The sequence below is a fragment of the Flavobacterium zhairuonense genome (genome assembly GCF_004352915.1).
Lineage (GTDB): Bacteria > Bacteroidota > Bacteroidia > Flavobacteriales > Flavobacteriaceae > Flavobacterium > Flavobacterium zhairuonense.
Genome location: NZ_SJSY01000075.1, coordinates 84,971 through 111,906, shown reverse-complemented (window position 1 = coordinate 111,906; position 26,936 = coordinate 84,971). Strand labels below are relative to the sequence as shown.

At 34.2% G+C, this 26,936-nt stretch carries 17 protein-coding genes; 9 read left to right on the top strand and 8 right to left on the bottom strand.

The window, feature by feature from the left end:
* The first annotated feature begins 23 nt into the window (after positions 1 to 23).
* The 3 genes from EYY60_RS17060 (at position 24) to EYY60_RS17050 (ending at position 9,851) form a co-directional block, all read left to right on the top strand.
* Positions 24 to 2,672 (top strand): CHAT domain-containing protein, encoded by a 2,649-nt coding sequence (locus EYY60_RS17060; RefSeq protein ID WP_132990515.1) that lies wholly within the window; start codon positions 24 to 26, stop codon positions 2,670 to 2,672.
* Entirely contained in the window at positions 2,624 to 3,061 is a 438-nt protein-coding gene (locus EYY60_RS17055; protein WP_132990514.1) for a retropepsin-like aspartic protease, read from the top strand. The genes EYY60_RS17060 and EYY60_RS17055 overlap by 49 nt, the downstream gene beginning before the upstream one ends.
* A gap of 106 nt (positions 3,062 to 3,167) precedes the next feature.
* On the top strand, positions 3,168 to 9,851 hold the full coding sequence (locus tag EYY60_RS17050) for a T9SS type A sorting domain-containing protein (RefSeq protein WP_132990513.1): 6,684 nt from the start codon (positions 3,168 to 3,170) through the stop codon (positions 9,849 to 9,851).
* 56 nt (positions 9,852 to 9,907) lie between these two features.
* Here the strand turns inward: EYY60_RS17050 and EYY60_RS17045 are convergent, their stop codons facing one another.
* The 6 genes from EYY60_RS17045 to EYY60_RS17020 form a co-directional block, all read right to left on the bottom strand.
* Entirely contained in the window at positions 9,908 to 11,158 is a 1,251-nt protein-coding gene (locus EYY60_RS17045; protein ID WP_132990512.1) for a TCR/Tet family MFS transporter, read from the bottom strand.
* 214 nt (positions 11,159 to 11,372) lie between these two features.
* Complete coding sequence (locus EYY60_RS17040; protein WP_132990511.1) at positions 11,373 to 14,549, bottom strand: efflux RND transporter permease subunit; 3,177 nt, start codon at positions 14,547 to 14,549, stop codon at positions 11,373 to 11,375.
* 151 nt (positions 14,550 to 14,700) lie between these two features.
* Positions 14,701 to 15,768, bottom strand: coding sequence for an efflux RND transporter periplasmic adaptor subunit (locus EYY60_RS17035; RefSeq protein WP_132990510.1), 1,068 nt, complete (start codon positions 15,766 to 15,768; stop codon positions 14,701 to 14,703).
* 9 nt (positions 15,769 to 15,777) lie between these two features.
* Complete coding sequence (locus EYY60_RS17030) at positions 15,778 to 17,109, bottom strand: TolC family protein (protein ID WP_132990509.1); 1,332 nt, start codon at positions 17,107 to 17,109, stop codon at positions 15,778 to 15,780.
* 17 nt (positions 17,110 to 17,126) lie between these two features.
* Positions 17,127 to 17,726 carry a TetR/AcrR family transcriptional regulator gene (locus EYY60_RS17025; protein WP_132990508.1) on the bottom strand — a complete coding sequence of 200 codons (600 nt, stop codon included), beginning with the start codon at positions 17,724 to 17,726 and terminating at the stop codon, positions 17,127 to 17,129.
* A gap of 105 nt (positions 17,727 to 17,831) precedes the next feature.
* Complete coding sequence (locus EYY60_RS17020; protein ID WP_132990507.1) at positions 17,832 to 18,353, bottom strand: YceI family protein; 522 nt, start codon at positions 18,351 to 18,353, stop codon at positions 17,832 to 17,834.
* A 260-nt stretch (positions 18,354 to 18,613) separates the two neighbouring features.
* Here EYY60_RS17020 and EYY60_RS17015 point away from each other — a divergent pair, with 260 nt between their 5' ends.
* From EYY60_RS17015 to EYY60_RS17005, 3 genes are read left to right on the top strand one after another with little or no spacing between them, the layout of a single operon-like run.
* Positions 18,614 to 19,588 (top strand): polyprenyl synthetase family protein, encoded by a 975-nt coding sequence (locus EYY60_RS17015; protein WP_132990506.1) that lies wholly within the window; start codon positions 18,614 to 18,616, stop codon positions 19,586 to 19,588.
* A gap of 13 nt (positions 19,589 to 19,601) precedes the next feature.
* Positions 19,602 to 20,369 carry a hypothetical protein gene (locus EYY60_RS17010; RefSeq protein ID WP_132990505.1) on the top strand — a complete coding sequence of 256 codons (768 nt, stop codon included), beginning with the start codon at positions 19,602 to 19,604 and terminating at the stop codon, positions 20,367 to 20,369.
* A 14-nt stretch (positions 20,370 to 20,383) separates the two neighbouring features.
* The gene (locus EYY60_RS17005) at positions 20,384 to 20,737 is read left to right on the top strand and encodes a hypothetical protein (RefSeq protein WP_132990504.1); all 354 of its coding nucleotides are present in this window, start codon (positions 20,384 to 20,386) and stop codon (positions 20,735 to 20,737) included.
* A 28-nt stretch (positions 20,738 to 20,765) separates the two neighbouring features.
* Here the strand turns inward: EYY60_RS17005 and EYY60_RS17000 are convergent, their stop codons facing one another.
* Both EYY60_RS17000 and EYY60_RS16995 read right to left on the bottom strand, forming a co-directional pair.
* Complete coding sequence (locus tag EYY60_RS17000; RefSeq protein WP_132990503.1) at positions 20,766 to 21,332, bottom strand: hypothetical protein; 567 nt, start codon at positions 21,330 to 21,332, stop codon at positions 20,766 to 20,768.
* Between the two features lie 90 nt (positions 21,333 to 21,422).
* The gene (locus EYY60_RS16995; RefSeq protein ID WP_132990502.1) at positions 21,423 to 21,974 is read right to left on the bottom strand and encodes a hypothetical protein; all 552 of its coding nucleotides are present in this window, start codon (positions 21,972 to 21,974) and stop codon (positions 21,423 to 21,425) included.
* A 117-nt stretch (positions 21,975 to 22,091) separates the two neighbouring features.
* On the opposite strand from EYY60_RS16995, the gene EYY60_RS16990 reads away from it, so the two are divergent.
* From EYY60_RS16990 to odhB, 3 genes are all read left to right on the top strand, one after another.
* Entirely contained in the window at positions 22,092 to 24,866 is a 2,775-nt protein-coding gene (locus EYY60_RS16990) for a 2-oxoglutarate dehydrogenase E1 component (protein WP_132990501.1), read from the top strand.
* Positions 24,867 to 24,869: 3 nt separating this feature from the next.
* Positions 24,870 to 25,442 (top strand): hypothetical protein, encoded by a 573-nt coding sequence (locus tag EYY60_RS16985; protein WP_132990500.1) that lies wholly within the window; start codon positions 24,870 to 24,872, stop codon positions 25,440 to 25,442.
* Positions 25,443 to 25,513: 71 nt separating this feature from the next.
* The gene (odhB, locus tag EYY60_RS16980) at positions 25,514 to 26,758 is read left to right on the top strand and encodes a 2-oxoglutarate dehydrogenase complex dihydrolipoyllysine-residue succinyltransferase (protein WP_132990862.1); all 1,245 of its coding nucleotides are present in this window, start codon (positions 25,514 to 25,516) and stop codon (positions 26,756 to 26,758) included.
* Positions 26,759 to 26,936 lie beyond the last annotated feature (178 nt).

Sequence of the window (26,936 nt, the reverse complement as noted above, 5' to 3'; positions counted from 1 at the left end):
TTCGTGGCAAAAAAAAAATTAATATGAACTTATATCACTTATATGGTTTAATCTTTCTTTTCATAAATCTGAATGTTTTTGGACAAAATCAGGAAGATAAAATATATAATGCCGTTGATCTCTTTGTGGCTCATCCTTCCGCGAAAGCGTTGCAAAATTTAGCAAAAGCCGAAAGTGATTTTTGGAGAAATCCGAAACCAAAAACCAAAGATGAATTTCTTGCCATTGTGGTTTTGAACTGCAATAAAGCGTATTATGAAAACCTGTTTGGGCAAACTCAAAACGCGATTTCCAGCTACGAAAAAGCTTGGCAGATTTATCAAAAGAATAAACTTTCCAATTACGACATTGTTGAATTCTGCTTAAAACCTTTGGGAAATTTATATACTGTTTTGGGTGATTACGATAGTGCCGAAAACACTATAAAACAGTATTTTTTTATTGCGAATCTCGAAAAAAACGAAGCTCAAAAAGTTGCCGCTATTCTGAATTTGTCAAATGTTTATCAGAATACTGGGAGAGTCATTGAAGGAATTGAACTTTTGGAAAAAACTTTAAAAACAGAAAAATTATCGAATTCACAGAAAGGAATTTTGCTGAATAATTTAGGCAATAATTATTTGTTTTTTAAAGGAAATCTGATGAGCCAGGAGCTTTATAAAAAAGCCGAAAATGTCTTTAAAGATGCTGTAAAATATTTGGAAAACGATAACGATCATCTTGAGAATTTATCCAATGCTTATCGAAATCTTGCAAACGTAAGCAGGCAAACCCATCGATTTAAAATTGCCGATTCTTATTTCGAGAAAGCAACCGAAATCTTTCTGAAAATCCCAAATCAACAACCGAGAAAAATTGCAAAACTGCATTATGAAAAGGCATTACTGCTTTTTGATGAAAAAAAATATTCTGAAAGCACTAAACAAGCCACTGTAGCTTTTAAAATTTTAATTCCGAGTTATGTTGCAAAAAACATTCTTCCGACTGAAAATGAATTATATGCAGAAACTGTTTTAATGGATGTTTTGGATTTACAGGCGTCAATTTTTGCCAATCAAAACCAACCTAAAAAAGCTCTTGAAGGTTATAAACTTTCGTTTCATATTGAAAACTTATTGATGAGCGGTTTAGTGTATGAAAACTCTAAAATTATTTCACAAATCCGTGCCAGAAATCGAACTGAAAAGTGTCTATTGATTTACGATCGATTGTATAAAAAAGAAAGTAAAGTGGAATATTTAGAAGAAGCTTTTCAATTGGCAGAAAAAACAAAATCGGGAATTTTGAAGCGTCATCTTTCAAACAGAAAAACAGCTTCAGCAAAAGAAAAACAGCTTTTGCAAGAATTTCAAAATGCCAATAATTCGATTTTAAAAGAACAGCAAAAAGGAAATTTGGCTAATATTTCAGTTATTAATTCGGCCATAAAAAAACAAAATGAATTGATGCTTTCGCTAAAGAAAATTCAATCTGAAAATTCAATTTCAATTACTGAGAATTTCGATTTTAAAGCATTCACTTCCAAGTTGAAAAAAGAGAAAGCTATTATGATTTATTATTTTATGGGTGCTGAATACCTCTATTATTTCACCATTCAAAATAATCAAATTAGCTTAAATCATTTTGATGTTACTGATAATGCAAATTCCAGAATTTTAAAATTCATCGATTATTTCAGAACTCCAGACGCTATCACAAATGATATTGTCGGGTATAATTATTATGGAAAAAGCACTTACGATTTATTAAAATTGCCTTCGAACTTCAGCTGCAAAAACCTCATCATTGTTCCTGACGGGATTTTAAATTTTCTTCCTTTTGAAGCATTGATTACAAAGGAATCAAATACAACAAATTTTGCTAAAATGCATTATTTGCTTAATGATTTTAAGATTGCCTACAATACTTCGGCTACTTTTTATTTGAACTCAAAACCCGTTTCAAAATCAGAAAAGACAGTTTTAGGTGTTTTTCCTGTTTTTGAGAAAACAACTTTTGAGCTGACATATTCGAAGAAAGAATTAGAATCCATTCGATGTAATTTTAAGGGAAAATATTTAGAAAACGCTGATGCAAGTTTCGCTAATTTTAAAAATAATGCACCAAATTATTCCATTCTGCATTTGAGTACACACGCCTCTTCGGGTGATCTTGAAACTCCGGCGAGCATTAAATTTTACGATCAGGAAATCTTCTATTCTGAATTGTATAATTTGCATATCAACCCCGATTTAGTGGTTTTGAGCGCCTGTGAAACCGGAATTGGAAAACTCTACAAAGCCGAAGGCACTATGAGCGTTGCGAGAGGTTTTCAATTTGCCGGCGCACAAAATTTGCTGTTTTCGTTATGGAAAGTAAATGATTTTACTACTTCTGTTTTTATGGAAGATTTTTATAAAAACATCAACCATAATATTTCCTATTTTGAAGCTAATACTAATGCAAAATTGGATTATCTGAACAACAAATCCATTTCGAATGTCAAGAAATCACCTTATTATTGGAGTTCGTTTGTCTATTATGGCTCTGTTTCGAATGAAGAAGAATCATCAAATTATATCTATTATATTGTTAGTTTATTGATTTTAATTGGTTTATTTTTGATATTCAATCGGAACCAAAAATGGAAAATCTTCACGAATACCTCAAAAAAGAGAAATACAAAAAAATAAAATTCAAGATTACCAGAACTCAGCATCTTGCTATAAAAGCCAAGATTAATGGCATTTCGGGCGACTTCATTTTAGATACTGGAGCCTCGAATTCCTGCGTTGGATTTGAAAGCATTGAACGTTTTGAGCTGACTGCAAAAAAATCAAAAACAAAAGCATCGGGCGCAGGTGGAACGGGAATGAAAACGCAAATTTCATCTGAAAATAAATTAGCATTAGGAAGTTGGAAAAACAATGATTTCAGTATTGTTATTTTTGATCTTTCACATGTAAATGAAGCTTTGGAATCACATAAAGCAAAACCAGTTCACGGCATTATTGGTGCCGATGTTTTGCTAGAAGGAAAAGCGATTATTGATTATTTCAACCATTATTTGTATTTAAAATAAAAGTTTTTCTTTAGGTTCAATTTTTTTTACGCCTTTACGGGAAACCGCAATTTTAACAATATTTATTGTATTATATTTGGTGAGCCATTTTAACAAATTTAATACTATGAAAAAAACTCTACTTTGTTTTCTTTTATTATTTTCTAACTTTTTTTATGCTCAAGTAACTTCTATTTCAATTTGTGCCGGCGAATCATTCAATTTGACGTCTCTTAAGACAGCATTTATTGGTAATTTAAATCCCGATGAGACAAATGTAAGCTACTTTTTAAGTGAAGAGGATGCATTAAATAACAATAATGTAATTGCAGATCCAACCGTTTATAATGGTTATCCTGGTGTAACAACAAAAATTTATGCAAGAATTGATCATAATGGCGTTATTACAAGCAATTATATCAATTTTCGCGTTAATTATCCTTTAGTTTTACACACAACAGTTGAGCCTATTAGTTGTGCAAAACCAACAGCAAGAATTACTTTATTTGCAGATGGCGGTACTGGACCTTATTTATATTCATCAGATAATGGCAGTACCTATACCAGCAATCGTTTTTTTTATGACTTACCTGTAGGAACCTATTCGTTTAATACTAAAGATGCATTAGGGTGTATTACTTCAAAAAGTGTTACTATTGAAAACCCGGCACCTCTTACTATTACTAGCAGAAAAAATGATGTCACTTGCTCTGGAAAAGCGAATGGAGTTGTCTGGATTCAGGCAAGTGGAGGAACCATTCCTTATAATTATTATTTAATAAACAGTGCGGGCAAAACTGTAAATACATCTCTAGACTCTGAGTCAAATTCTATTGGTTTTACAGGCCTGACACCAGACACATATACAATAAAAGTTAGTGATAATTATTCCTGCAGCACCCAAACGGCACAGATAGAAATCACAGAGCCAGCTCCATTAACAATGAGTACCGTTTTATCTTCTAATACCTGCGGTGCAAATTCTGGGTCAATTACTGTATTAGCAGTGGGAGGTACTCCTCCTTATATTTACAATATAGATAATAACCCTTTTCAGACTTCAAATATTTTTACGAATGTAGGTGCCGGAGCTCACGTTATTTATGTAACCGATTCTAACAAATGTCTTATCACTTTAATTACAGAAAAAGTGGAGATGACAGAAGCTCCAACTGGTATTTTAACCGTAAAAGACCTAGTTTGTCATGGAACAAAAGAAGGAGAAATAACCATAAATGCAACGGGAGGACAAGCTCCATATCAATATTCCATAGGTGAGGGTTTTCAGTCCAATAATACTTTTAGCAATTTAGCTGAGGGAGAATACACGGTGACTGTACAAGATGCTAAGGGATGTTCCAGCTCTTATACTACACAAGTTTTGGGCTCAATCTTGATGTCTACAAAAATAAAAATTACTAACTCAACAACTACAAATGATGATAATGGAAAAATAACCATTGTTCCTCTAACTGGCGTTGGTCCTTTTTCATTTGCCCTAACAGATGACAGCGGACTAGAAATTAGACCATTTCAAAAAACAAATGTATTTGCAGATTTGAAATCTGGAGTATATGGCTACCAAATGAAAGATGGATTGGGATGTGTTTTTTCAGAGACAAATATTTCTGTTCTAAATACACCTGCACCACTGAATACTTCTAATGTTGTAGTGCCCATGACCTGTGATACCCAAGCGCAAATAATTGTAACCGCAAACGGAGGTACATCACCTTATGTTTATTCTATAAATGGAGGAGCTTTTCAATCAAACAATACTTTTAGTAATTTAACTCCCGGCAGTTATACTATTACCGTAAAAGATGCTGCAAATACAATTTCAGATGCAAGCTCAGTTTTAGTAACTTCTCCAATTCCTATAACTATTACAGCTGCAAATACTCCACTAGCATGCTGGGGTGAAAAAACAACTTTGACAGTTATAGCAACAGGAGGAAAAGCGCCTTACCAATATTCAATAAATAATAATCCTTCTACAAGCAGTAATGTTTTTGCCAATCTTAAAGCTGAAAATTATACCATTAAAGTTACCGATGCTGGAGGCTGCATAAACACACTTCCTTATACGATTACGGAACCATCACTTGTAGATGCAGACTTGGTAATTGATGGAAATACGATATCACTTCTTAATGTGAAAGGAGGAACAGGATCTTATTTTTATTCGATAGATGACGGTACTTTTCAAACTAATAATATTTTTACAAATGTTACTCCTGGATTGCATCATGTGAGATTAAAGGATTCTAATAATTGCGAACCGGGTAGTTTTTGGGCTGAAATTACGGGTCCAATTACAGCTACGATTGCCATTACTAAAGATATTGATTGTATGAGCAATGCAGAAATAGTTACTGCTGCATCAGGAGGAACGGCTCCATATACTTATTCTATAAATGGAGTAAGTTTTCAGTCAGCTAATGTTTTTAGCAATTTAACTGAGGGAACTTATTCGATTACTGTAAAAGATGCCAATGGTGCTGTAACTACCACAAACAGTATAACTATTGCGCCTATAAGTTTTCCAACACTAGCTTTTACTCAAACTAACGTAAGTTGTTCTCAGAGCACTGACGGAACTATAATTGTAAGTGCAGCCGGTGGAAAAGCACCTTTTCTTTACGCATTAGACAATTCTCCTTTTTTTCCAACAAATGTTTTCACAAATTTAGTTGCTGGTTATTATAATGTAACTGTAAAAGATGCGAATGGCTGTTTGAGTTCTTCTTATGTAGTTATAACTGAGCCTACTCCTATAACACCAACTGTAAACGTTAAAAATTCATCCACTGTTGGTGTTAATGATGGTCAAATAACTGTTATTGCAAATGGTGGATTTGCCCCTTACACGTACGCATTGACAATCGACGGAACACCTTCTAGCATTTTCCAGCCTTCAAACATTTTTGATGGCTTACAAGCAGGATCATATAGTGTTCAGGTTAAAGACGCCAATGGATGTATCGCAATGCAAGCAGTTTCAATTATTGATGGACCGCCTGCACTTATAGCTACCGCTGCAGCAACACAAATTACATGCACTAATCCTAACGGAATAATATCTGTTACGGCAACAGGCGGAACACTTCCTTATACCTATTCTTTTGATAACGGAGTTACTTATAGTGCTTCGAATACGTATAACGGATTCCCAGGAACTTATTTGATTAAAGTTAAGGATGCTGAAAATTCTCAAGCATCTACAACAATTTCTTTAATTGCTCCAACTCCAGTATTTGCAACAGCAATACTTGCAAAAGCAGTAGATTGTCTTAGTAATGGCATTATAACCGTTTCTGCAACGGGAGGACAAGGTCCGTATTTGTATTCTTTTGATAATGGAAATACTTACTCCAGCAATAATACTTTTTCTAATGCTGTGGCAGGAGTTTATTCAATAATTGTTAAAGATAGTTATGGATGTATTTCTAATGTGCAAAACATAACTGTTGATCCTCTTGTATCACTTGTTGCAACAGCTACTATTACCAAAGAAGTGGATTGCATCAATGGATCTTTCAGAGTCGATGTTACAGGAGGGAAAAGTCCATATCTATATTCAATTAACAATGAACCTTATACCGCAAGCGTACCTCTTTTCTATAAACAAGCAGGCACTTATACAATAAATGTTAAAGATAACCTCAATTGTATTGCCTCTACAGTGATAACCTTAAAACCATATACTCCGGTTAGTGCTACTACAATAGTTACAAATGCAACTTGTTTTGGAACTGCAAATGGCTCAATAAGAGTTAATGCATCCGGAGGAGTGACGCCATATACTTATTCACTAGATGGTACTAATTATCAAACCAGCAATATTTTTAACAATGTTGTTGCCAAAACTTACACGATTAGAATTAAAGACAGTCGGGGATGTACAATAAATGCTACAGCAATTGTAACACAACCAACAAGTTTAGTTGCGACTTCAACAATTAAAAGTGTTACTTGTAAAGGTTTTAATAACGGATCGGTTACTTTGACTGCTTCTGGTGGTAAATCTCCTTACACTTATTCAAGAGATGGAGCGTCATATTCATCTAATCCTAATTTTATTGCTTTAACAGCAGGCATTTATACTTTTTTTGTAAAAGATGCAAATAACTGTATTGTAACGAATAACATTGCAGTAACTGAGCCTGCTACTTTACAATTAATTACTGATATTAAAACTTTAAATAATGATGGGTCAATTGGAGCCTTAATACAATTAGATGCCGCAGGAGGGACTGCACCCTATTTATATTCTGTAAAAAATCAAGTTACAGGGGTTGAGTACGGTAAAAATGTCCCTTATAAAAGATATAGTGGTATGCCTGCAGGTTTATACACAATTAGTGTTATTGATGCGAACGGATGTCAGGAAACCAAAAGCAATATAGACATTACACTTAATAATCCAATAGTATTAAATGCTGTTAAAGCGCCTATATCTTGTATTGCAAATGCTTCATTATCTGTAACTGCTTCAGGAGGTGTAGCTCCATATCTTTATTCTTATGATAGTGGTAATACTTATACCAGCAACAATCCCGGACGAACTAATTTGACTCCTGGTACTTATTCTATATTATTAAAAGATGCTATTGGAAACGAAGCACAAACACATTACATTGTAAAAGCCTATACTCCTGTAAAAACAATTGCTACCGTTACATACGAAACGTCTAACGGTCATCTTGACGGAGTAATAACTATGAGTTCAAGTAATGGTGTTGCCCCTTATACTTATAAAGTTAAAAATGCTACTACAAATCAACTAATATTTGATTATTCTGCTTCAGTAGGTTATGTAGGATTACCTGAAGGAACTTATTCTATAACTGCTAAAGATGCTAACGGTTGCGAGTCTGCTAGCGTAGATGCTACAATTGTGCTTCCTGCACCTATTTTTATAACTATAAGCAATGTTACTCCTATTACTTGTGAAAATCCTGGAGAGAGTTTATACATTAACGCATCTGGAGGAGTAGCGCCTTATCTTTATTCGTTTAATTTAGGTCAGACCTATACAACAATCAATGGCGTTGCAAATTTGAAATCGGGTCTTAATTATGTTTTTTATGTAAAAGATGCTATTGGTAATACAAGCTGGATTTCTTATAAGGTAAAAACATACGTTCCACTAGCAATCAATTTGACTAAAACAAACATTTTTTGCAACGGATCTCAAGATGGTACAATAACCGCAACTGCAAGCGGAGGAACTGCGCCTTATACTTATTCTTTAGGAACCGTATTTTCTTCATCTAATGTTTTTAATAATTTATCCCCAGGACAATATAATGTAACTGCTAAAGATGCTGCAGGATGTACTACTGTTTCTAGCATAACAATATTACAACCTTCTCGTTTATCAGCATCAACCAGCGTTGTAAATCCTTCTTCTTCATACAATAGCGATGGAAGAATTGCTGTTAATGCTTCGGGCGGAGTTCAACCTTATACTTATTCTCTTAGAAGGAGTAATGGAATAGTATTAGTTCCGTCACAAACTGCTAACCTTTTTGCAAATTTAGCATCAGGATCTTATGTTGTGGAAGTAAGAGATGCCTTAGGGTGTACATTTTTACAACAAGGAATTAGCATTATAGCACCACCAGCGCTTGTTGCTACTGCTAGTGTAAATCCATTGACATGTAGCACTAATGGAGTTATAACCGTAACTGCAACGGGAGGAACTGCACCTTATTCTTATTCATTTAATAATGGTACAACTTATATGGCTTCGAATGTATTTACTACCGCTATCCCTGGAAGCTATAATATAATAGTACGTGATGCTCAAAATAGTATTACTTCACTTTTTGCTACAATAGACCCTGTAATCCCTGTTCAATTAATAGCAACTATTACATCACCTGTAACTTGTTCACAAAACGGTACAATAACAGCAAATACTAGTGGAGGCCGTGCCCCTTTTGTTTATTCATTAAATGGAGGTCCGTTTCAAAGTAGTAACTCATTTGTCGTAAATGCAGGCACTCATATTATAACTGTCAGAGATAATAATGATTGTACAGCAGTTGTGGCTATACAATTAGAACAGCCTCAACCTATAATTGCAGATTTAAATATTGAGAATCAAACTGCAACAATTACGGCTTCTGGTGGTACAGGTAATTTTCAATATGCAATTTCTCCTAATTTGAATGTGTTTTCATCCAATAATACATTTACAAATTTAGAAGCTGGAGAATATACAGCGATTGTTCAGGATGCAAATGGATGCTATGTAATGTTAAATTTCGTTATTAATCCACCGGCTCCTTTAGCTGAAGGCAAACAAGAAGCCCTAGTTGTTGATGTCAAACCAGGATCAACTTTGGCAGATCTTGTTGTTGAAGGTCAAAACATTAAATGGTATAGTGCTCCAAGTCCTTCACAAACCAAAACAAGCAAATCAACAGCTGAAACTCCTTTGCCTTTAACAACTGTTTTGGTCGACGGAACTACTTATTATGCTTCGCAAACCATAAACGGAATTGAGAGTAAGGAACGTCTTGCAGTAACAGCTAAAGTAAATGGTTCGCTTTCGGCACCAGATTTTAATTTGACTTCGTTCCAATTTTATCCTAATCCGGTGATTGATATTTTAAATATTGAAAACAATTCAACTATTGATGATGTAGAAATTATTGATATCTCTGGAAAATCTGTTGTTTTTAAAAGAATCAATGATCTTCATTCGGAAATTGATTTATCAAACCTTTCTAGTGGAGTTTACATCTTAAAAGTAAAATCTGAAAACAAACAGAAGACAATCAAATTCATTAAAAAATAGTTTTTCAAAAGCTATAAAAAAAGCCTTCATTTTAGATAATGAAGGCTTTTCTATTTTTATTCTGTTTCTTGTGAATCTATTTCGACTTTTGGAACCGAATGTTTTTTTAAAGAAAAATAAGCAACTACCGTACTCAATAACATTAAAAAACCACCCAAAATAAACGGCGCTCCAGCAAATTTAAAAGGTGCATCGCTATGAGTAAAAAAGTAAAATGTGTTGGCCATCATTGGCGGACCAATAATCGAAGAGGCACTCATTAAACTTGTCAAAGTTCCTTGAATTTCTCCTTGCTCGCTTGGCGATACTTTACTTGCCACTACAGATTGCAAAGCAGGTCCAGCAATTCCGCCAAGACAATACGGAATCAAAAATACAAACATCATCCAGCTTTCTGTTGCAAAAGCAAATAATAACATTCCGATGGTATATAAAGCTAATCCAACATAAATACTTTTTTCATTTCCTAATTTCGGATTAATAAAACGGATTAATCCTCCTTGAACAACTCCAACCAACAAACCAATTATTCCTAATGAAATTCCGATCATTCTCTCATCCCAATTGAATTGGTAAATAGTGAAGAAACTCCAATTGCTTTGAACTGCATGAGAACCTACATATAAAAGAAATATCGCTGAAATCAATCCAATTAATTCTGGATGTTTTTTCAAACCTAAAATTGCCCCAACCGGATTAGCGCGCTTCCAATCAAAAGGCCTACGATTTTCTTTTTTAAGAGATTCCGGCAAAATGAAAAATCCGTAAAGGAAATTTACCATACACAAAATTGCAGCCGCATAGAACGGAACTCGTGACCCGTACTGACCTAACAAACCGCCAATAACTGGCCCGATAATAAATCCTAATCCAAAAGCTGCGCCAATTAAACCAAAGTTTTTTGCTCTGTTTTCGGGTGTACTAACATCGGCGATATAAGCAGAAGCTGTTGTAATACTTGCTCCCGTTACACCGGCAATTATTCTACCAATAAAAAGCCAGAGAATTGTTGGCGAAAAAGCCAACAAGAGATAATCTAATGAAAATCCGAATAGAGAAATTAAGATAATAGGTCTTCTCCCGAATTTATCACTTAAATTTCCAATTACTGGCGCAAATACAAATTGAGTTATTGCATACGCGAAAGTCAGCCAGCCACCAATTTTTGCTGCTTCACTGATATCACCGTGAATCAATTCTTCAATTAATTTAGGAACAACCGGAATAATAATTCCCCATCCCGTAATGTCAATCAACATGGTTATGAAAATGAAACCAATCGCCGCCGATTTATCTTTTTGTAGCATAATACTTTTAGTAAGGAGATGCAAATAAACAGATTTTTAATAAACTGTTTATAATTTTTTCACGCAGATTTTGAACATATTTAAGCAGATAAACACAGATTTATTCTAATTTGATCTGCAAAATCTGCGTGAAATACTTTCATTCTTAATTCAAAAAAAATCCCAAATTCCATTCGGGCGGAATCTGGGATTTTCAAATCAAAATTAAAAACTATTAATGCGTATGTTTCGGATTAAAACCGTCTTCGCTTAATTCTGTTGGTGTATAATCAGCAACCATTTCAGCTTCGTAGTCAATTTTTTCTCCTTTAGAGAATTTCTGAATTAATTTCTCCATAATATTATAAATTACAGGAACTACAATCAAGGTTAAGAATAATGAAGAAATCAAACCTCCAATAATTACCCAAGCAAGACCATTTTTCCATTCAGCTCCTGCTCCTTTTGCCAATGCAATTGGGAACATACCAAATACCATCGCAATTGTTGTCATCAAGATCGGACGCAAACGAGCGTGGTTTGCTTGAATCAACGCTGTTCTGATTGATTCTCCAGCCGCTCTTCTTTGGTTCGTATAATCGACAAGCATGATCGCATTCTTACACACCAGACCAATCAACATGATGATACCTAAAATCGTAAAGATATTCAATGAGTTGTTTGTCAATGCCAGCGCTAACATCGCTCCAATGAACGAAAGCGGAATAGCGAACAATACTACAAATGGGTGCGCGAAACTGTCATACAAACTCACCATTACAAGGTAAACCAAAATAATAGCGGCTAATAATGCGATTCCTAAAGTACCAAATCCTTCCGATTGGTTTTCTTGGTCACCACCCCAAATGTAGTTTACTCCGGCTGGTTTTTTCAATTTATCTAATTTCACCTGCCATTGTTGTACAATTGTTCCAGATGGAACCCCAACGTTTTGCCCTTTTACCGTTACAGACGCCGATTTGTCTCTACGCTCTAATTGGCTAGGTCCAGAACCTTCCGTAATATCTGCAAATTGAGATAATTTAATTTGCTGTCCAGCATTATTGATGAAAATCAAATTACTTACGTCAGCGATACTTTTTCTATCGAAAGAATTGTATCTGATGTTGATATCGTACTCGTATTCTCCAGCTCTGTATTTTCCGTCAGTATTACCACTAAAAGCAGTCTGCATGGTTAAACCAACCGTTTGAAGTGTCAAACCTAAAGCAGCCATTTTATCACGATCTACTTTTACGTTGATTTCAGGGTTTCCATCTTCAACCGTTAATTTGATCTCTGTTGTTCCAGGAATAGTTCTTAATTCAGCTTCAGCTTGTTTAGCAAATGCCATCGCTGCTTCTGTTGATGGACCAGTAACGATCAATCCTAAAGTTGCATCTTCAGCAGTACCTAAGATACCAACCGGAACCGTTTTTACTTTTGCTCCAACTAATACTTTTTCAAGCTTACGTTTGATTTTTGCTGCATACACATTAGCATCATCTGTACGATCTTTTTGCTCGATCATTTTTACGTCGATCTCTGCTTTGTAAGCTGTAGCTTGCGATGCTCCAAAACCTTCAGAAGTTTGTCCTACCGTTGTAATTTGGCTGTGAACATATTCTTGAGCTTTTAAATAAGCTTCGGCTTTTTGCGTCATGAAGTTTGTTTGTTCCAACGAAGCATCTTTTGGCATTTCAATTTGTACCAAAAACTCTCCACTATCAGAAGAAGCGAAAAACTCTCCTCCAATGAAACCTCCACCCATTAATCCAATGGTTGAAGCGAAAAACAATACAATTACAACAACAAAAGTTTTAATATAGTGATCTAAACACCAAGTCAATAAATGAGAAACCCAGTCAGTGAAACGTGTTAAATAGTTTTCGAAACCAAGAATGATTCTTCCGAATAAATTCTTTCCTTCAATATGCTCTAATTTCCCAAAACGAGAAGACAACCAAGGAATAATTGTAAATGAAGCCAACAATGACAACATCGTTGAAATAATTACCGTAACACAGAACTGCGTAATGATGTTAGAAACCAATCCAGAACTCATTGCGATTGGCAAGAATACAACCACGATTACTAATGTGATCGAAGTTACCGTTCCACCAATTTCCGCAGTTCCGTCATACGACGCACGGATTCGGCTTTTACCCATTTCCATGTGCCTGTAAATATTCTCCAAAACCACAATCGCATCATCCACAAGGATACCAACAACAAGAGATAATCCTAATAAACTCATTAAGTTCAAAGTATATCCCATCAAATAAATTCCGATGAAAGTTGCAATCAACGAAGCCGGAATCGAAACCATTACAATCAACGAGTTTCTGATACTGTGAAGGAAAAACAACATTACAAATGCAACCAGAATTACCGCAATCAATAAATCGTGAACAACAGAATCTGCTGCTTCAAGTGTAAAGATTGTACTGTCTTTTGCAACTTCTAATTTAAGTTGATTTACTTTATAATCTTTTTCAAGAGTTGCAATTGTTTTTAATAATTGCTCACTTACCGCAACAGCATTTGCATCAGATTGTTTGATAATTTGAAGTACAATTGCGCTTTTTTGATCTACACGTGATATTTTTTCAGCAATTTTTTGTGTATCCTGAACATCGGCAATATCACTTAAACGAATCTGGATTCCGTTTTGAGAAGAAACAACTAGGTTTCTTAATTCTTCAACACTTTTATATTTACCCGCTAAACGAATTAATATTTTTTGATTTCTAGTTTGAATGTTTCCTGTTGGGAAATCCAAGTTTGAAGTCAAAATGTTTTGTTGTACTTGCGGAACAGAAAGTCCATAACCTTGCATTTTTACTGCATCAAGATTTACCTGAATTTCACGCTCAGAACCACCAATAATATTTACTTGAGCCACACCTTGTACACGAGATAAAATTGGAGCAACTTTTTTGTCAATTAAGTCATAAAAGGCAGCTTCGTCCATTTTACCATTGGCACCAAGCGTCATAATTGGCAAATCACTCAGCGAGAATTTAGTCAATGCCGGCGTTTTTACGTCATCTGGCAAATCACTAATAATCGCGTTGATTTTTCGCTGTGCATCATTCAAAGAGAAATCGACTTTTGCGTTTGATGTCAATGTAATCGAAACAATCGACAAACTTTCATACGACTTTGAGTCAATCTTTTTTACGTTTTCTAAAGACGCAATCGCATCTTCTATCTTTTTGGTTACGGTATTTTCTACCTCACTTGGAGAAGCTCCAGGATAAACGGTAGAAATGGTAATAACGTTTTGTTCAAATTTCGGGATCAGCTCGTAGCCCAATTGGCTGTAGCTGAACAATCCACCAAGAGTCAGAATTGTAAACAATACAATTACCAGCGACGGACGTTTTATGGATATTTCGGCTAATTTCATATTTTTTTAATGCTATAGGCTTTAGGCTGTAGGCTTTAAGCTTTAAGGTTTAATTTCATCTTTTTTAATGCTATAGGCAGTAAGCTATAGGCTTTAGGCTTTTTTTAAATGCTTATAGCTTATTGCCTAAAGCTTAAAGCTTAAAAAAAGCTTACTTAATAATTTCTACTGTATTACCGTCTTGTAAGTTGATTTGACCTGTAGTAATTACCTTTTCTCCGTCAGATAATCCGCTGATGATTTCTACTTGATCTCCTAAAATTCTTCCAGCCACTACTTTTTTCAATTTTGCAACACCATTTTCAGCTACAAAAATTTCATTACTGCTCACACTTCCAACAAATGCATTTCTAGGAACAACTGTCAAGCTTTGTTTTTGTTGTTTCGATGCAAAATTTGCTGTTCCGTACATACCTGCTTTCAAATCATTGTTTGAATTGTTTGTAATTTCAATTTCAACTGGGAAATTTAAACTTGCGTCAGCTTTTGCAGCGATAAAAGTAATTTTTCCAGGGAAAGTTTTATCAGGATAAACACTTGCTGTTACGTTGATATTATCATGTAATTTCAAGCTTGCTACTTGATTTTCGTTTACAGTAACTGTCAATTTTAATTTTGAAGTATTTACAATATCAAATAATGCAGTTGCTGGCATTCCAGTCAAGATAGATCCTGGTTCAATGTATTTTTTATTGATGAATCCGTTGATTGGAGCTTTTACTTTTGTATCACCAACATTAATGTTCGCTTGAGTTAAGTTTGACTGAGCATTTGTCAAAGCCAATTTTGCCTGATCTAATTGCTGTTTTGTAACACCACCAGTTTTAAAAGCATTTTCATATCTCGCATAATCAGATTTTGCATTATTATAAACTGCTTGTGCTTGTTGCGCATTTACATTAATAATATCGCCTCTCATTGTCAATAAAGTCTGGCCTACTCTCACGTAATCACCTTCTTTAGCTAAAACACTAATTACTTTTCCAGATTTTTCAGCAGAGAAAGTCAATTCCTGAGTTGGAGCAAAGTTTCCGTTAGCAACGAAGTCTAATGAAACTACTTCTGTTTTTACTGGAGTAACTTTAACTGAAACCGCAGCATTTTTCTCAGCTACGACATCTGTTTTTTCTTTATTCTTTTTCTTATTGTTATTTAAAACATACCCAATCACACCCAAAGCTGCGATTATGATTACGATTGTTGTAATAGTCTTCTTCATTGTAATTAGTTATTTAATAAGAGTTTTTAGTTCGCCTTTTGATTTGATTAATGCCACTTCGGCAATTTTGTAATTTAAAACAGCTCTTGTGTAATTATTTTGAGCTTCTTGATGTGCATTTTCAGCATCTAACAAATCTGTTAATGATGCTAAACCTTGCAGATAATTGTTTTTTGTATTGCTCAAAATTTCACGAGCCAAACGCATATTTTCTTGTTGGTTTTGGATGGTTACCATATTGTTATCGATTTGCGCCATTGCATTTCTGTAATCCAGATCAAGAGACAGTTTGGTGTCTTTAATATTCTCCTGAAGTTCTCTGATTTGTACATCAGCTTGTCTCACTTTAGCACGAGTTCCAAATCCTGTAAAAATCGGTACGTGTAAATTCAATCCAATTGCAGCATAATCTGACCAATAAACACCATCTGAAGGCTTTGCAAACCAAGGCAATTGTGGCCCTTGACCAATATAGTTATAACCAGCAGTTAAAGAAAGTGTTGGATAATATCCAGCTTCAACCGCTTTTTTATTGAATACTAAAAGTTCTTCTTGTTTTTTCAAAAGCAGATATTCTGTTCTGTTTTCTACATTTGGAACTTCAGTTAATGATGCAGGAACTGCTTCAAATTCTTCTTTTGGAATAATGATTTGAGTTTCTATCGGCATTCCCATATAAAACTTCAAAGCATTTTCTTGTAATTCAATTTGATTTTTAACTTGTTGACGATCAGTATCAATGTTTGACAATTTTACGATAATACGGTCTAAATCTATTTTCTTAGCTAAACCATTATCAAATTGCCCTTTTACAACATCATGAACTTTTGTAGTATTAAAATAAGTACTATCTAGCAATTTTAATCTCTCACGTTGTACGTATACAGAATAATAGTTGTTTGCTACTCTTTCAATAACTTGTTCTTCTGTTAATTGATCGTTGATTTGATAAAATTCACGAGTAGATTTTGCCGCTCTTAATCCTGTAAAAACAGATTGATCAAATATAGCTTGAGTTAATGAAAGCCCTGCATTTGAAGTCCATTTTTGACCAAATGCCGCCTGAATCGTAGTTCCTGGCTGACCAAAACCAGCTCCATCAATAACCGTTGTCTGAATTATCGGATTATGAGTTAAGTTTCCATTTGCAGAAATCTGAGGTAATGCTCTAGAACGAATCTCCTGAATTTGGTATTCGCTGTTTTCAACCTGTAATTTTGCCTTTTTAGCTTCGGCTTTATTTTGAAGCGCATAAATAAGCGCGTCTTTTAAGGTTAATGTGACTTGTGCATTAGCCGAAAGGCCTAAAGAACACAAAAGTATTACAATTATTTTTTTCATAAATTATATATTGACGATTAAGCGGTAAGTTTCTTAAGTTGTTTTTCTAATTCTTCTATTCCTTTTGAAGTTGCCATCGCTCTGGTATGATATTCAAGTGCCTCTAATTCTACCCTTTGCGCCTCACTCTCAGAAACAGTATTTTCATTGATATGGAAAACCAGAGTGTAGTAAAATTTAACGTAAACCTCTACATTTAAATCACTTCTATAAAGACCTTCGCGAATTCCTTTTTCAATATTATCTCTAAAGCATTGTGTACACTGATCAATTTCAAAAGACAAAATGTTTTGATAAATCTCTGGATAATGTTTTTTTAATTGATAAATAGGCGAAGTATCAATGTTGTTTTTAAACATATCACGAAACATTTCTCTAATCTCAAAATTCTCCTGAATCGCATTATAATTCTTTGCTATAATGGTATCCATGATTTCGTGAACCTGCCTGTGAACCATCGAAGTACTTTCTTCGATTAAGACTTCTTTGTTGCAGAAATATTTGTAGATCGTTTTTTTAGAAATACACATTTCACCTGCAATATCATCCATGGTGACGCTTTTAAAACCAAGTTTCAAAAACAACTCACTAGCTTTTGATATAATTTTCTCTTTCATTTTGATTTTCATTGTATTGCAAATATAATTAGGAAACTAAAATCATAAAAATAGTTTCCATTATATTTGTAATAATTTTACATTAATTTATTCATTATGTAAGAATTATATGCTGAATTCTAAATTTGCAATTAATTTTATATCTTTTCCTAGCGCTTCACCACTCTGATGATTAAAAGAATCATAATCAAGACCAAAATCTTGACGCTTAATATTTCCTTTGATCTCAAAAGCTACTTTTTTCTCTCCATTGTAGGTATTCATGCCAATGAATTCAGCATCCAGTTCAACCACTCTAGTTACATCTTTTATGGTTAGATCGCCTTTAAAGAAGTTGATGTTATTGTTTACTCTTTGAAATGAAGTCGATTTAAAACTGATTATCGGATGCTCATCTTCTTCAAAGAAATCCTGAAGCTGCAAATGCGAATCTATCTGCTGGAAACTTTCATTTTTATTGTTTATATCCAATGAAAACTCAACCGATGCGTCTTCAATTTCATTATCTTCAATATCCACATAACCTCCAAATTTATTGGTAATACCTCCTAAATAGGCAATTTTAGAATGTCTCATTTTTATTAAAACATCTGATTGTGTCGAATCTAAAGTCCAAGTTGTTTTCATAAATATCTGATTTTGAAAAACTTATAAATTATCTAAATATCATATGGAAACTTTTACAGTGTTCGCAGTTTCCATTTTCAGCTGCAAATATACACGGGAAACTCTGAATACCAAAAAAGTTTCCAAGTTTTTTGAAAAATAATTTTAAGAACCCAAATATCACTGCGATTGCATCAAACAATAAAATCAAAGCCGCATTTAATATAGATTATTCATAATTGAATTGTATCTTTGAGCCTCGAAAATCAGAATTCCATTTTATGCACGATATTAGTCAGTACCAAGATTTTTTTGTTAGTTACTTAAAAAAACAAAGCATACAAAAAGAACCTAAAAACCTTTATGAGCCTATTGAATATATTTTAGGACTTGGCGGAAAACGCATGCGCCCTGTGCTTACTTTAATGGCCTCAGAAGTTTTTGATACTGATTACACAACCGCTTTACCGGCAGCAATGGCAGTAGAAGTTTTTCATAATTTCTCTCTTGTACATGACGACATTATGGATGATGCGCCTTTGCGAAGAGGAGAAGAAACGGTACATGAAAAATGGAATATCAATACCGGAATTTTGTCTGGCGATGCCATGTTAATTCTTGCTTATCAATATTTCGAGCAATACGAACCAACTGTTTTTAGAGATTTAGCCAAATTATTCAGCAAAACTGCACTTGAGGTTTGCGAAGGCCAACAATGGGATGTTGATTTTGAAGAAAGAAACGACGTTACCATTCCGGAATACCTAAAAATGATTGAATACAAAACAGCCGTTTTAGTTGCCGCCGCAATGAAAATGGGCGCCATTGTAGCCAAAACTTCAGAAAAAGAAGGTGATTTAATTTATAATTTCGGATTGAATTTAGGATTGGCTTTTCAGCTACAAGATGATTATCTAGACGCTTTTGGAGATCCAGAAACTTTTGGAAAACAAGTTGGAGGCGATATCATCGAAAACAAAAAAACGTATTTATACTTAAAAGCCTTAGAATTTTCAACTCCAGAAAAGGCAACCGAATTACAAAAATTATTCACTTTGCAATTGGATGAAAATTCAGAAAAAATCGAAACTGCAAAAACCATTTTTAACGAATCTGGAGCTTCAAAAGCAACGCAAGAAGCAATAGAAATGTACACTTTTAAAGCTTTTGAAACTTTAGAAAAAATGGATATCAATGCTGAAAAGAAAAATATCCTAAGGACATTTGGAGAAAATTTAATGGGACGTAAAGTTTAATATTGGGCATTTTATGAACCAAATCATTAATGCTCTTTTTTTTGACGACAGAAATCACGATGCCAAAAAACAATTGTTTTTTGCTGTCTTTTTCCCTTTTTTCACACTTTTAGCATTAGGAATTGATAGCGTTTATTTTAGCACACATTTTTTTGATGGTCAACATATTACCAACATTTTAGCGATCATCTATTTCTCTTTTTTCTTTTGGTTTTCTGATTCTCATTTAAGAAAATTGATGTTTGTGATGGTGCTTTTGTCTTATCTTGGCGAGATTATTTTCTGCTCGTTGCTCGAGATGTACAATTACAAAACCGAATTTATTCCTGTTTATGTTCCTTTTGGACACGCAATTGTTTTTGCTTCGGGTTATGTTTATGCCCATACAAAATGGGCGATCAACAACGAAAAAGCTTTTAGAATATATTTTACAGCTGGATTTTCGCTCTTATTTTTATACGTCGGTTTCTTTCTAAACGATATTTTTTCGCTTATTTTTGGAGTCTTTTTCTTTTTGCTTTTAAAGAGAAAAAAATGGCAGAATCTGTACTATTTTATAGCGGTTTGTGTTATATTTATTGAATTGGCTGGAACCTTTTTTAAATGCTGGAAATGGGTGCCAAAAACGTTCAGTTTAATCCCAACTGCAAACCCGCCAATGGGAGCAGTTTTTTTCTACGCAGGCGGCGATATATTGCTTGCAAAAATTGTTGACCTTTGGAAATCAAAAACAGACAATAAACGCATTAATGTTGCTATTGAATCTGAGAATTATCATTAATAATTTCTAAAATTATGTATGTTTCACCTTTAAATACCGAATTATTATTCGAAGAAGCTCAAAAGGAATCTTTATACCTAAATTTAATTGAGCAGATCAATAAGGATTTTAATTTGGCCAATGAAGGAATTGATTTTCCGCTCAGCATTTTGCCCGAAGAATTAAAGATTCAGCTTCACGAAAAAGTCTATAGAATGATTCAGTATAAGTTTGCAGAATATTTAAATCTGCTTTACATTATTGATGTTCCTGAAAACGAAATCAAACAACTCGATGGTTCAGATTTGGTTATTTTAGCTGAACAAGTTTCTTTTTTAATTTTAAAAAGAGAATGGCAGAAGGTTTGGTTTCGGAATTATTACAAATAAGGTTCTAAGGTGCTGAGATGCTAAGATTCTAAGGTTTTTTCTCATTGGAACGAACAATACTTTCCAATCTCTCTAATTCATTAATTAGCCCAAAACCTTCCGTATTTATTTTACTTCCTATAATCTGGAAACGAGCATTTTTAAAGCAAATCTTTGCTATACCAATAGTTTTTTCATTTTTCTTAAAAATAAAAATATCCTTATACTCGGCAATACAGGCACATGCATCATTTTTTAATGATTCTTTTTCACTAAATATATTTTCAATACGCTTTTCATCTTTAATCGATAAATTCGATTTTTTATAATTATGACTTAAAAGTATTTTTTCAAAATCTACTTTTGGAATATTATCAGGAAAAGTATGTATGTAGATATTAGTTAATTCCTTTTCTTTATCAGTTTTGTTCTCTTTTCTAATGAGCTTAAAAAAATTGTCATCAGAAATGTCCAAATAATAATGACTGATTTGATCAGAATCAAAAAAAGGTCGCAATTCCTTTTTTGCAACCTTTGCATTTTCAAAGTTTTCTTTTTTGGAATTATTACAGCTTAAAGCTAAAATTGCTACAATTACAATGATATATTTCTTCAAATTCCTTTATTTAAAACCTTAGAATCTTAGCATCTTAGAACCTTAGTATCTTAGCATCTTAGAACCTTAGTATCTTAGTATCTTAGTATCTTAGAAATAAACTCTCACAAAAGGCATAAATCCAGATCCGTAAAGACTTTTGTTAGGATCGTACAAAACGTCATAACGTGCACCGATGGTAACACTTCCGGTCCTATAACCAGCTCCAAGATATAAGGCGGTATTCCAATAAGCATAAGAATAACTCGGCTGATTATAATATTCTTTAAATTCTTCATCTACCCTAACTTGCTCCAATTCGGCAGATAATTGAACTTGCGGAATTGGGTTTACTAGTACAATCGCGCTTCCGCCCCAAACAAAAGATTCAGAATAATTTTTTTGATATATATAACCAAATTGTAATCCAGCACCAACTGAAACTATTGGATTGATGTTGTAAATAGCACTCGGCATAACCGAAATATTGGTGTAACCAGACCCAAAACCCAATCCAAGTCCGCCGCCAAATTGCACTTTTTCCCAAAAGTGGTTGCTGTTGTCTATAACATAATTTTGCTGCGCTTTCGCATTGGTTGAAAATAAAACTGCCAAAATCACAAAAAAAGAATTGAAAACGATTGAAATTTGATTTTTATTCATAGTTAACGTTTATTTTAACAAATTTTTACGTAAAAGTACGTAAAAAAAAGATTTAAATAAATGTGATTGTTGTACTTTTGCGTTTCTATATAACAAAAAAGTATATTCACTCATATTATGGATAGGTTTTCATTTTTAAACGCAGCGCATACCGAGTTTTTTGCACAATTATACGATCAATATTTAGTTAACCCAGACAGCGTTGAGCCTAGCTGGAGAAGTTTTTTTCAAGGTTTTGACTTTGGAATGACGACTTATAATGACGAAAATCCTGTGCAAACAATTGTTGAGTATGTGACAAGCGACAACACAGATTACAGTCAGGTTTCAGAAAAACTAAAGAAAGAATTCAACGTTTTAAAATTAATTGACGGATACCGTACGCGCGGGCATTTATTCACGAAGACAAATCCTGTTCGTGACCGCAGACAATCTTCGCCAACTTTAGATATCGAGAACTTCGGTTTATCTTCAGCTGACCTTTCAACAGTTTTTGATGCTGCTCAGACAATCGGAATGGTACCTTCTTCTTTACAAGATATCGTAAACCGTTTAAAAGCTATTTACTGCCAGCATATTGGTATTGAATACATGTATATCAGAAATCCTGGCGTTGTAAAATGGATTCAAGACAAGTTAGCTGTAAATGTTAATCAACCAACTTTCTCTACTGAAGAAAAGAAAACAATCTTAAATAAATTAAACGAAGCTGTATCTTTTGAGAACTTCCTTCATACTAAATATGTTGGACAAAAACGTTTCTCATTAGAAGGTGGAGAATCTATCATCCCAGCTTTAGATGCTTTGATCGAGCAAGCTGCTGAAAAAGGTGTTGAACAATTTGTAATGGGAATGGCACACCGTGGTCGTTTGAACGTTTTGGCAAACATTTTCGGAAAATCAACTCAAGATATCTTTGGTGAGTTTGACGGAAAAGATTACGATCAAGAATATTTTGATGGTGACGTAAAATACCACTTAGGTCTTACTGCTGACAGAAAAACTAGATCTGGAAAAAGCATCAACATCAATTTGGCACCAAACCCTTCTCACTTAGAAACCGTTGGAGCTGTAATTGAAGGTATCACAAGAGCAAAACAAGATAAATATTATGCTGATGATTTCTCTAAAGTATTGCCTATCGCAGTACACGGAGATGCTGCAATTGCAGGTCAAGGTATTTTATACGAAATCATTCAGATGGCGCAACTTGACGGTTACAAAACTGGAGGAACAATCCATATTGTAATCAACAACCAAGTTGGATTTACGACTAACTATTTAGACGCTCGTTCATCAACATATTGTACAGACGTTGCTAAAGTAACTCTATCTCCAGTATTACACGTAAATGCTGATGATGCTGAAGCTGTTGTACACGCTGTATCTTTTGCATTAGATTACAGAATGCAATTTGGACGCGACGTATTTATCGATTTATTAGGATATAGAAAATACGGTCATAACGAAGGTGACGAACCTCGTTTCACGCAACCAGTTTTATATAAAATCATCGCTAAACATAAAAACCCAAGAGACATTTATGCTGAGAAATTACTTTCTGACGGTGTAATCGATGCTTCTTATGTAAACGGTTTAGAAAAACAATACAAATCTAAATTAGAAGAAAACTTAGAAGCTTCTCGTAAAAAAGATTTGACTATCATTACGCCATTCATGAAAAACGAATGGGAAGGATTTGTTCAGGTAACTGACACACAAATGCTTCAAAAAGTTGACACTACTTTCTCTAAAGAAAGATTAGATTCTATCATCAATACGATCTCAACTTTACCAGAAGACAAAAAGTTCATCAACAAGATAACTAAAATTGTTACAGACAGAAAAGTTGGATACGACAACAATACACTTGACTGGGGAACTGCAGAAGCACTTGCTTACGGATCTCTTTTAACAGAAGGATTTGACGTTCGTATTTCTGGGCAAGACGTAGAAAGAGGAACTTTCTCTCACCGTCATGCGGTAGTTAAAGTTGAAGATTCTGAAGAAGAAGTAATTCTATTAAACGGAATTGAAAACAAAAAAGGAAAATTCGGAGTATTCAACTCTTTATTATCTGAATATGGTGTTCTAGGTTTTGATTACGGATATGCATTAGCAAACCCTAAAGCCTTAACAATCTGGGAAGCACAATTTGGAGATTTCTCTAATGGTGCTCAAATCATGATTGACCAATATATTTCTTGTGGAGAAGACAAATGGAACAACCAAAATGGTATTGTGATGTTATTGCCACACGGATATGAAGGTCAAGGTGCTGAACACTCTTCTGCAAGAATGGAACGTTACTTACAGCTTTGTGCAAGACATAATATGTATGTTGCAGACTGTACAACGCCAGCAAACTTCTTCCACTTGTTGAGAAGACAAATGAAAACGAATTTCCGTAAACCATTGGTAGTTTTCTCTCCAAAAAGTTTACTACGTGATCCAAGATGCGTATCGACAGTTGAAGAATTAGCAACAGGAAGTTTCCAAGAAACAATTGACGATAATACTGTAGATAAAAAGAAAGTAAAAACTTTGGTTTTCTGTACAGGTAAATTCTACTATGATATTGTGGCTGAAAGAGAAAACAACGGAAGAAATGACGTTGCGGTTGTTCGTATTGAGCAATTATTCCCTTTCCCAGTTGAGCAGATTAAAGAAATCATTGCAAAATATCCAAACGCTGATGATTATGTTTGGGCTCAGGAAGAACCTAAAAACATGGGAGCTTACAGCTTTATGTTAATGAATTTTGATCTTGTAAAATGGAGATTAGCTTCATTAAAAGCATATTCTGCTCCAGCATCAGGAAGTTACACACGTGCAAAACGTCGTCATGCAGATGCAATTAGAATGGTATTCGATAAAAATTTATTTAGATAATATATGAGGAAACTATTTATTCTTCTTTTTGCAATATTATCATTTGCAGGTTATTCTCAGGAATTAAAAAAACCAACTGAAGGAAAATCAATCATTTATTTTGTAAGATCTTCCGGAATGGGAGCTTTAATAAATTTTAAGTACTTTGATGGAGAAAAATATTTAGGGAAATTCAATTATGGCAAATACCTAGTATATGAATGCGAACCAGGTAAACATATATTTTGGTCAAGATCAGAAAATACAAATTTTATAGAAGCTGATCTTGAGGCCGGAAAAGTTTACATAGTTGATTCTGAAGCGCAAATGGGCGCAATCAAGGCTGGTGTAAAATTAGTTCCTTTCAATCCTAATCCGGATAGTTATAAGACACCGAAGAAATTTGAGAAGAAGAAGGCTGCTATCTTAAAATCAATTTCAGAAAAAAAAGAATATATTGCAACTGATGCAGATTTAAAAGAAGGCTTTGAAGAATATGAAAGCATTATTAAAAAATCTACAGAGAAATACAATAAATCAAAAGAAAAAGGAGAAGAATTTGCAAAAGTACTTCCTGAAATGTCATACAACAATTAGATAAAATGTTTCAAGTTTCAATCCCGATAGCTATCTGGATTGAAACCTTAAAAACCTTAAACAAAAACAAGATGATTTTAGAAATGAAAGTCCCATCACCAGGGGAATCAATAAAAGAAGTTGAAATTGCAACTTGGTTAGTAAAAGACGGAGATTATGTAGAAAAAGATCAAGCTATTGCTGAAGTTGATTCAGATAAAGCTACTCTTGAATTGCCTGCTGAAATGAGCGGTGTAATTACATTAAAAGCTGAAGAAGGAGATACTGTAGCTGTAGGCGCTGTAGTTTGTTTAATTGATACAGATGCTGCAAAACCAGCAGGAAGCGCTCCAGCTGCACCAGCAGCAACTGAAGCTCCAAAAGCAGAAGCTCCAAAGGCTGAGGCACCAAAAGCAGAAGCTCCAAAAGCGGCTCCAGCTCCAGCAGCTACAAGCTATGCAGCGGGAACTCCATCTCCAGCAGCAAGAAAAATATTAGATGAAAAAAATATTGCTCCAGCAACTGTAACAGGAACTGGTAAAGGCGGAAGAATCACTAAAGATGATGCTGTAAACGCAGTACCGTCAATGGGAACTCCAACTGGTGGAAGCCGTGGAACTGAGCGCGTAAAATTATCTATGTTACGTCGTAAAGTAGCAGAAAGATTAGTTTCAGCTAAAAATGAAACTGCTATGCTTACTACTTTCAACGAAGTAAACATGACTCCTATTAACAATATCCGTAACGAATACAAAGATGCTTTCAAAGCTAAACATGGTGGTTTAGGTTTAGGTTTCATGTCATTCTTTACAAAAGCGGTTACAAGAGCATTACAATTATACCCAGATGTTAACTCTATGATGGATGGTGATTACAAAATCAACTACGATTTCTGTGACATCTCTATCGCTGTTTCTGGACCAAAAGGATTAATGGTTCCTGTTGTTCGTAACGCTGAAAACTTAACTTTCCGTGGAATTGAAGCTGAAATCAAAAGATTAGCTTTAAGAGCTCGTGATGGTCAAATTACAGTTGACGATATGACTGGAGGAACTTTCACAATCACTAACGGTGGTGTTTTCGGAAGTATGTTATCTACTCCAATCATCAACCCTCCTCAATCAGGAATTTTAGGAATGCACAACATCATCGAGCGTCCGATTGCTGTAAACGGAAAAGTTGAAATTCACCCAATGATGTATGTTGCTCTTTCTTACGATCACAGAATCATCGACGGACGTGAGTCTGTTGGTTTCTTGGTTGCTGTTAAAGAAGCTTTAGAAAATCCATTAGAATTATTGATGAATGGCGACGCTAAACGTGCTTTAGAGTTGTAATTTTAAATAATTTTCGACAATACTGAAAAACCTGTTCATTAACTTGAACAGGTTTTTTTTGCTTAAGATTGTCTTAATTTTAGCTTAAGATGTTAATTTTTTGCATAAATGTAAATTTTACCCTTTAAAAAAGAATTATTTAGAATAAATAAAAATAGCTTGTATAGTTGGTGTTCAA

What these genes read in the sequence shown, in the direction of transcription:
- EYY60_RS17060 (WP_132990515.1), top strand. Translation starts at nt 24, where the DNA reads ATGAACTTATATCACTTATATGGTTTAATCTTTCTTTTCATAAATCTG.
- EYY60_RS17055 (WP_132990514.1), top strand. Translation starts at nt 2,624, where the DNA reads ATGGAAAATCTTCACGAATACCTCAAAAAAGAGAAATACAAAAAAATA.
- EYY60_RS17050 (WP_132990513.1), top strand. Translation starts at nt 3,168, where the DNA reads ATGAAAAAAACTCTACTTTGTTTTCTTTTATTATTTTCTAACTTTTTT.
- EYY60_RS17045 (WP_132990512.1), bottom strand. Translation starts at nt 11,158, where the DNA reads ATGCTACAAAAAGATAAATCGGCGGCGATTGGTTTCATTTTCATAACC.
- EYY60_RS17040 (WP_132990511.1), bottom strand. Translation starts at nt 14,549, where the DNA reads ATGAAATTAGCCGAAATATCCATAAAACGTCCGTCGCTGGTAATTGTA.
- EYY60_RS17035 (WP_132990510.1), bottom strand. Translation starts at nt 15,768, where the DNA reads ATGAAGAAGACTATTACAACAATCGTAATCATAATCGCAGCTTTGGGT.
- EYY60_RS17030 (WP_132990509.1), bottom strand. Translation starts at nt 17,109, where the DNA reads ATGAAAAAAATAATTGTAATACTTTTGTGTTCTTTAGGCCTTTCGGCT.
- EYY60_RS17025 (WP_132990508.1), bottom strand. Translation starts at nt 17,726, where the DNA reads ATGAAAGAGAAAATTATATCAAAAGCTAGTGAGTTGTTTTTGAAACTT.
- EYY60_RS17020 (WP_132990507.1), bottom strand. Translation starts at nt 18,353, where the DNA reads ATGAAAACAACTTGGACTTTAGATTCGACACAATCAGATGTTTTAATA.
- EYY60_RS17015 (WP_132990506.1), top strand. Translation starts at nt 18,614, where the DNA reads ATGCACGATATTAGTCAGTACCAAGATTTTTTTGTTAGTTACTTAAAA.
- EYY60_RS17010 (WP_132990505.1), top strand. Translation starts at nt 19,602, where the DNA reads ATGAACCAAATCATTAATGCTCTTTTTTTTGACGACAGAAATCACGAT.
- EYY60_RS17005 (WP_132990504.1), top strand. Translation starts at nt 20,384, where the DNA reads ATGTATGTTTCACCTTTAAATACCGAATTATTATTCGAAGAAGCTCAA.
- EYY60_RS16995 (WP_132990502.1), bottom strand. Translation starts at nt 21,974, where the DNA reads ATGAATAAAAATCAAATTTCAATCGTTTTCAATTCTTTTTTTGTGATT.
- EYY60_RS16990 (WP_132990501.1), top strand. Translation starts at nt 22,092, where the DNA reads ATGGATAGGTTTTCATTTTTAAACGCAGCGCATACCGAGTTTTTTGCA.
- EYY60_RS16985 (WP_132990500.1), top strand. Translation starts at nt 24,870, where the DNA reads ATGAGGAAACTATTTATTCTTCTTTTTGCAATATTATCATTTGCAGGT.
- odhB (WP_132990862.1), top strand. Translation starts at nt 25,514, where the DNA reads ATGATTTTAGAAATGAAAGTCCCATCACCAGGGGAATCAATAAAAGAA.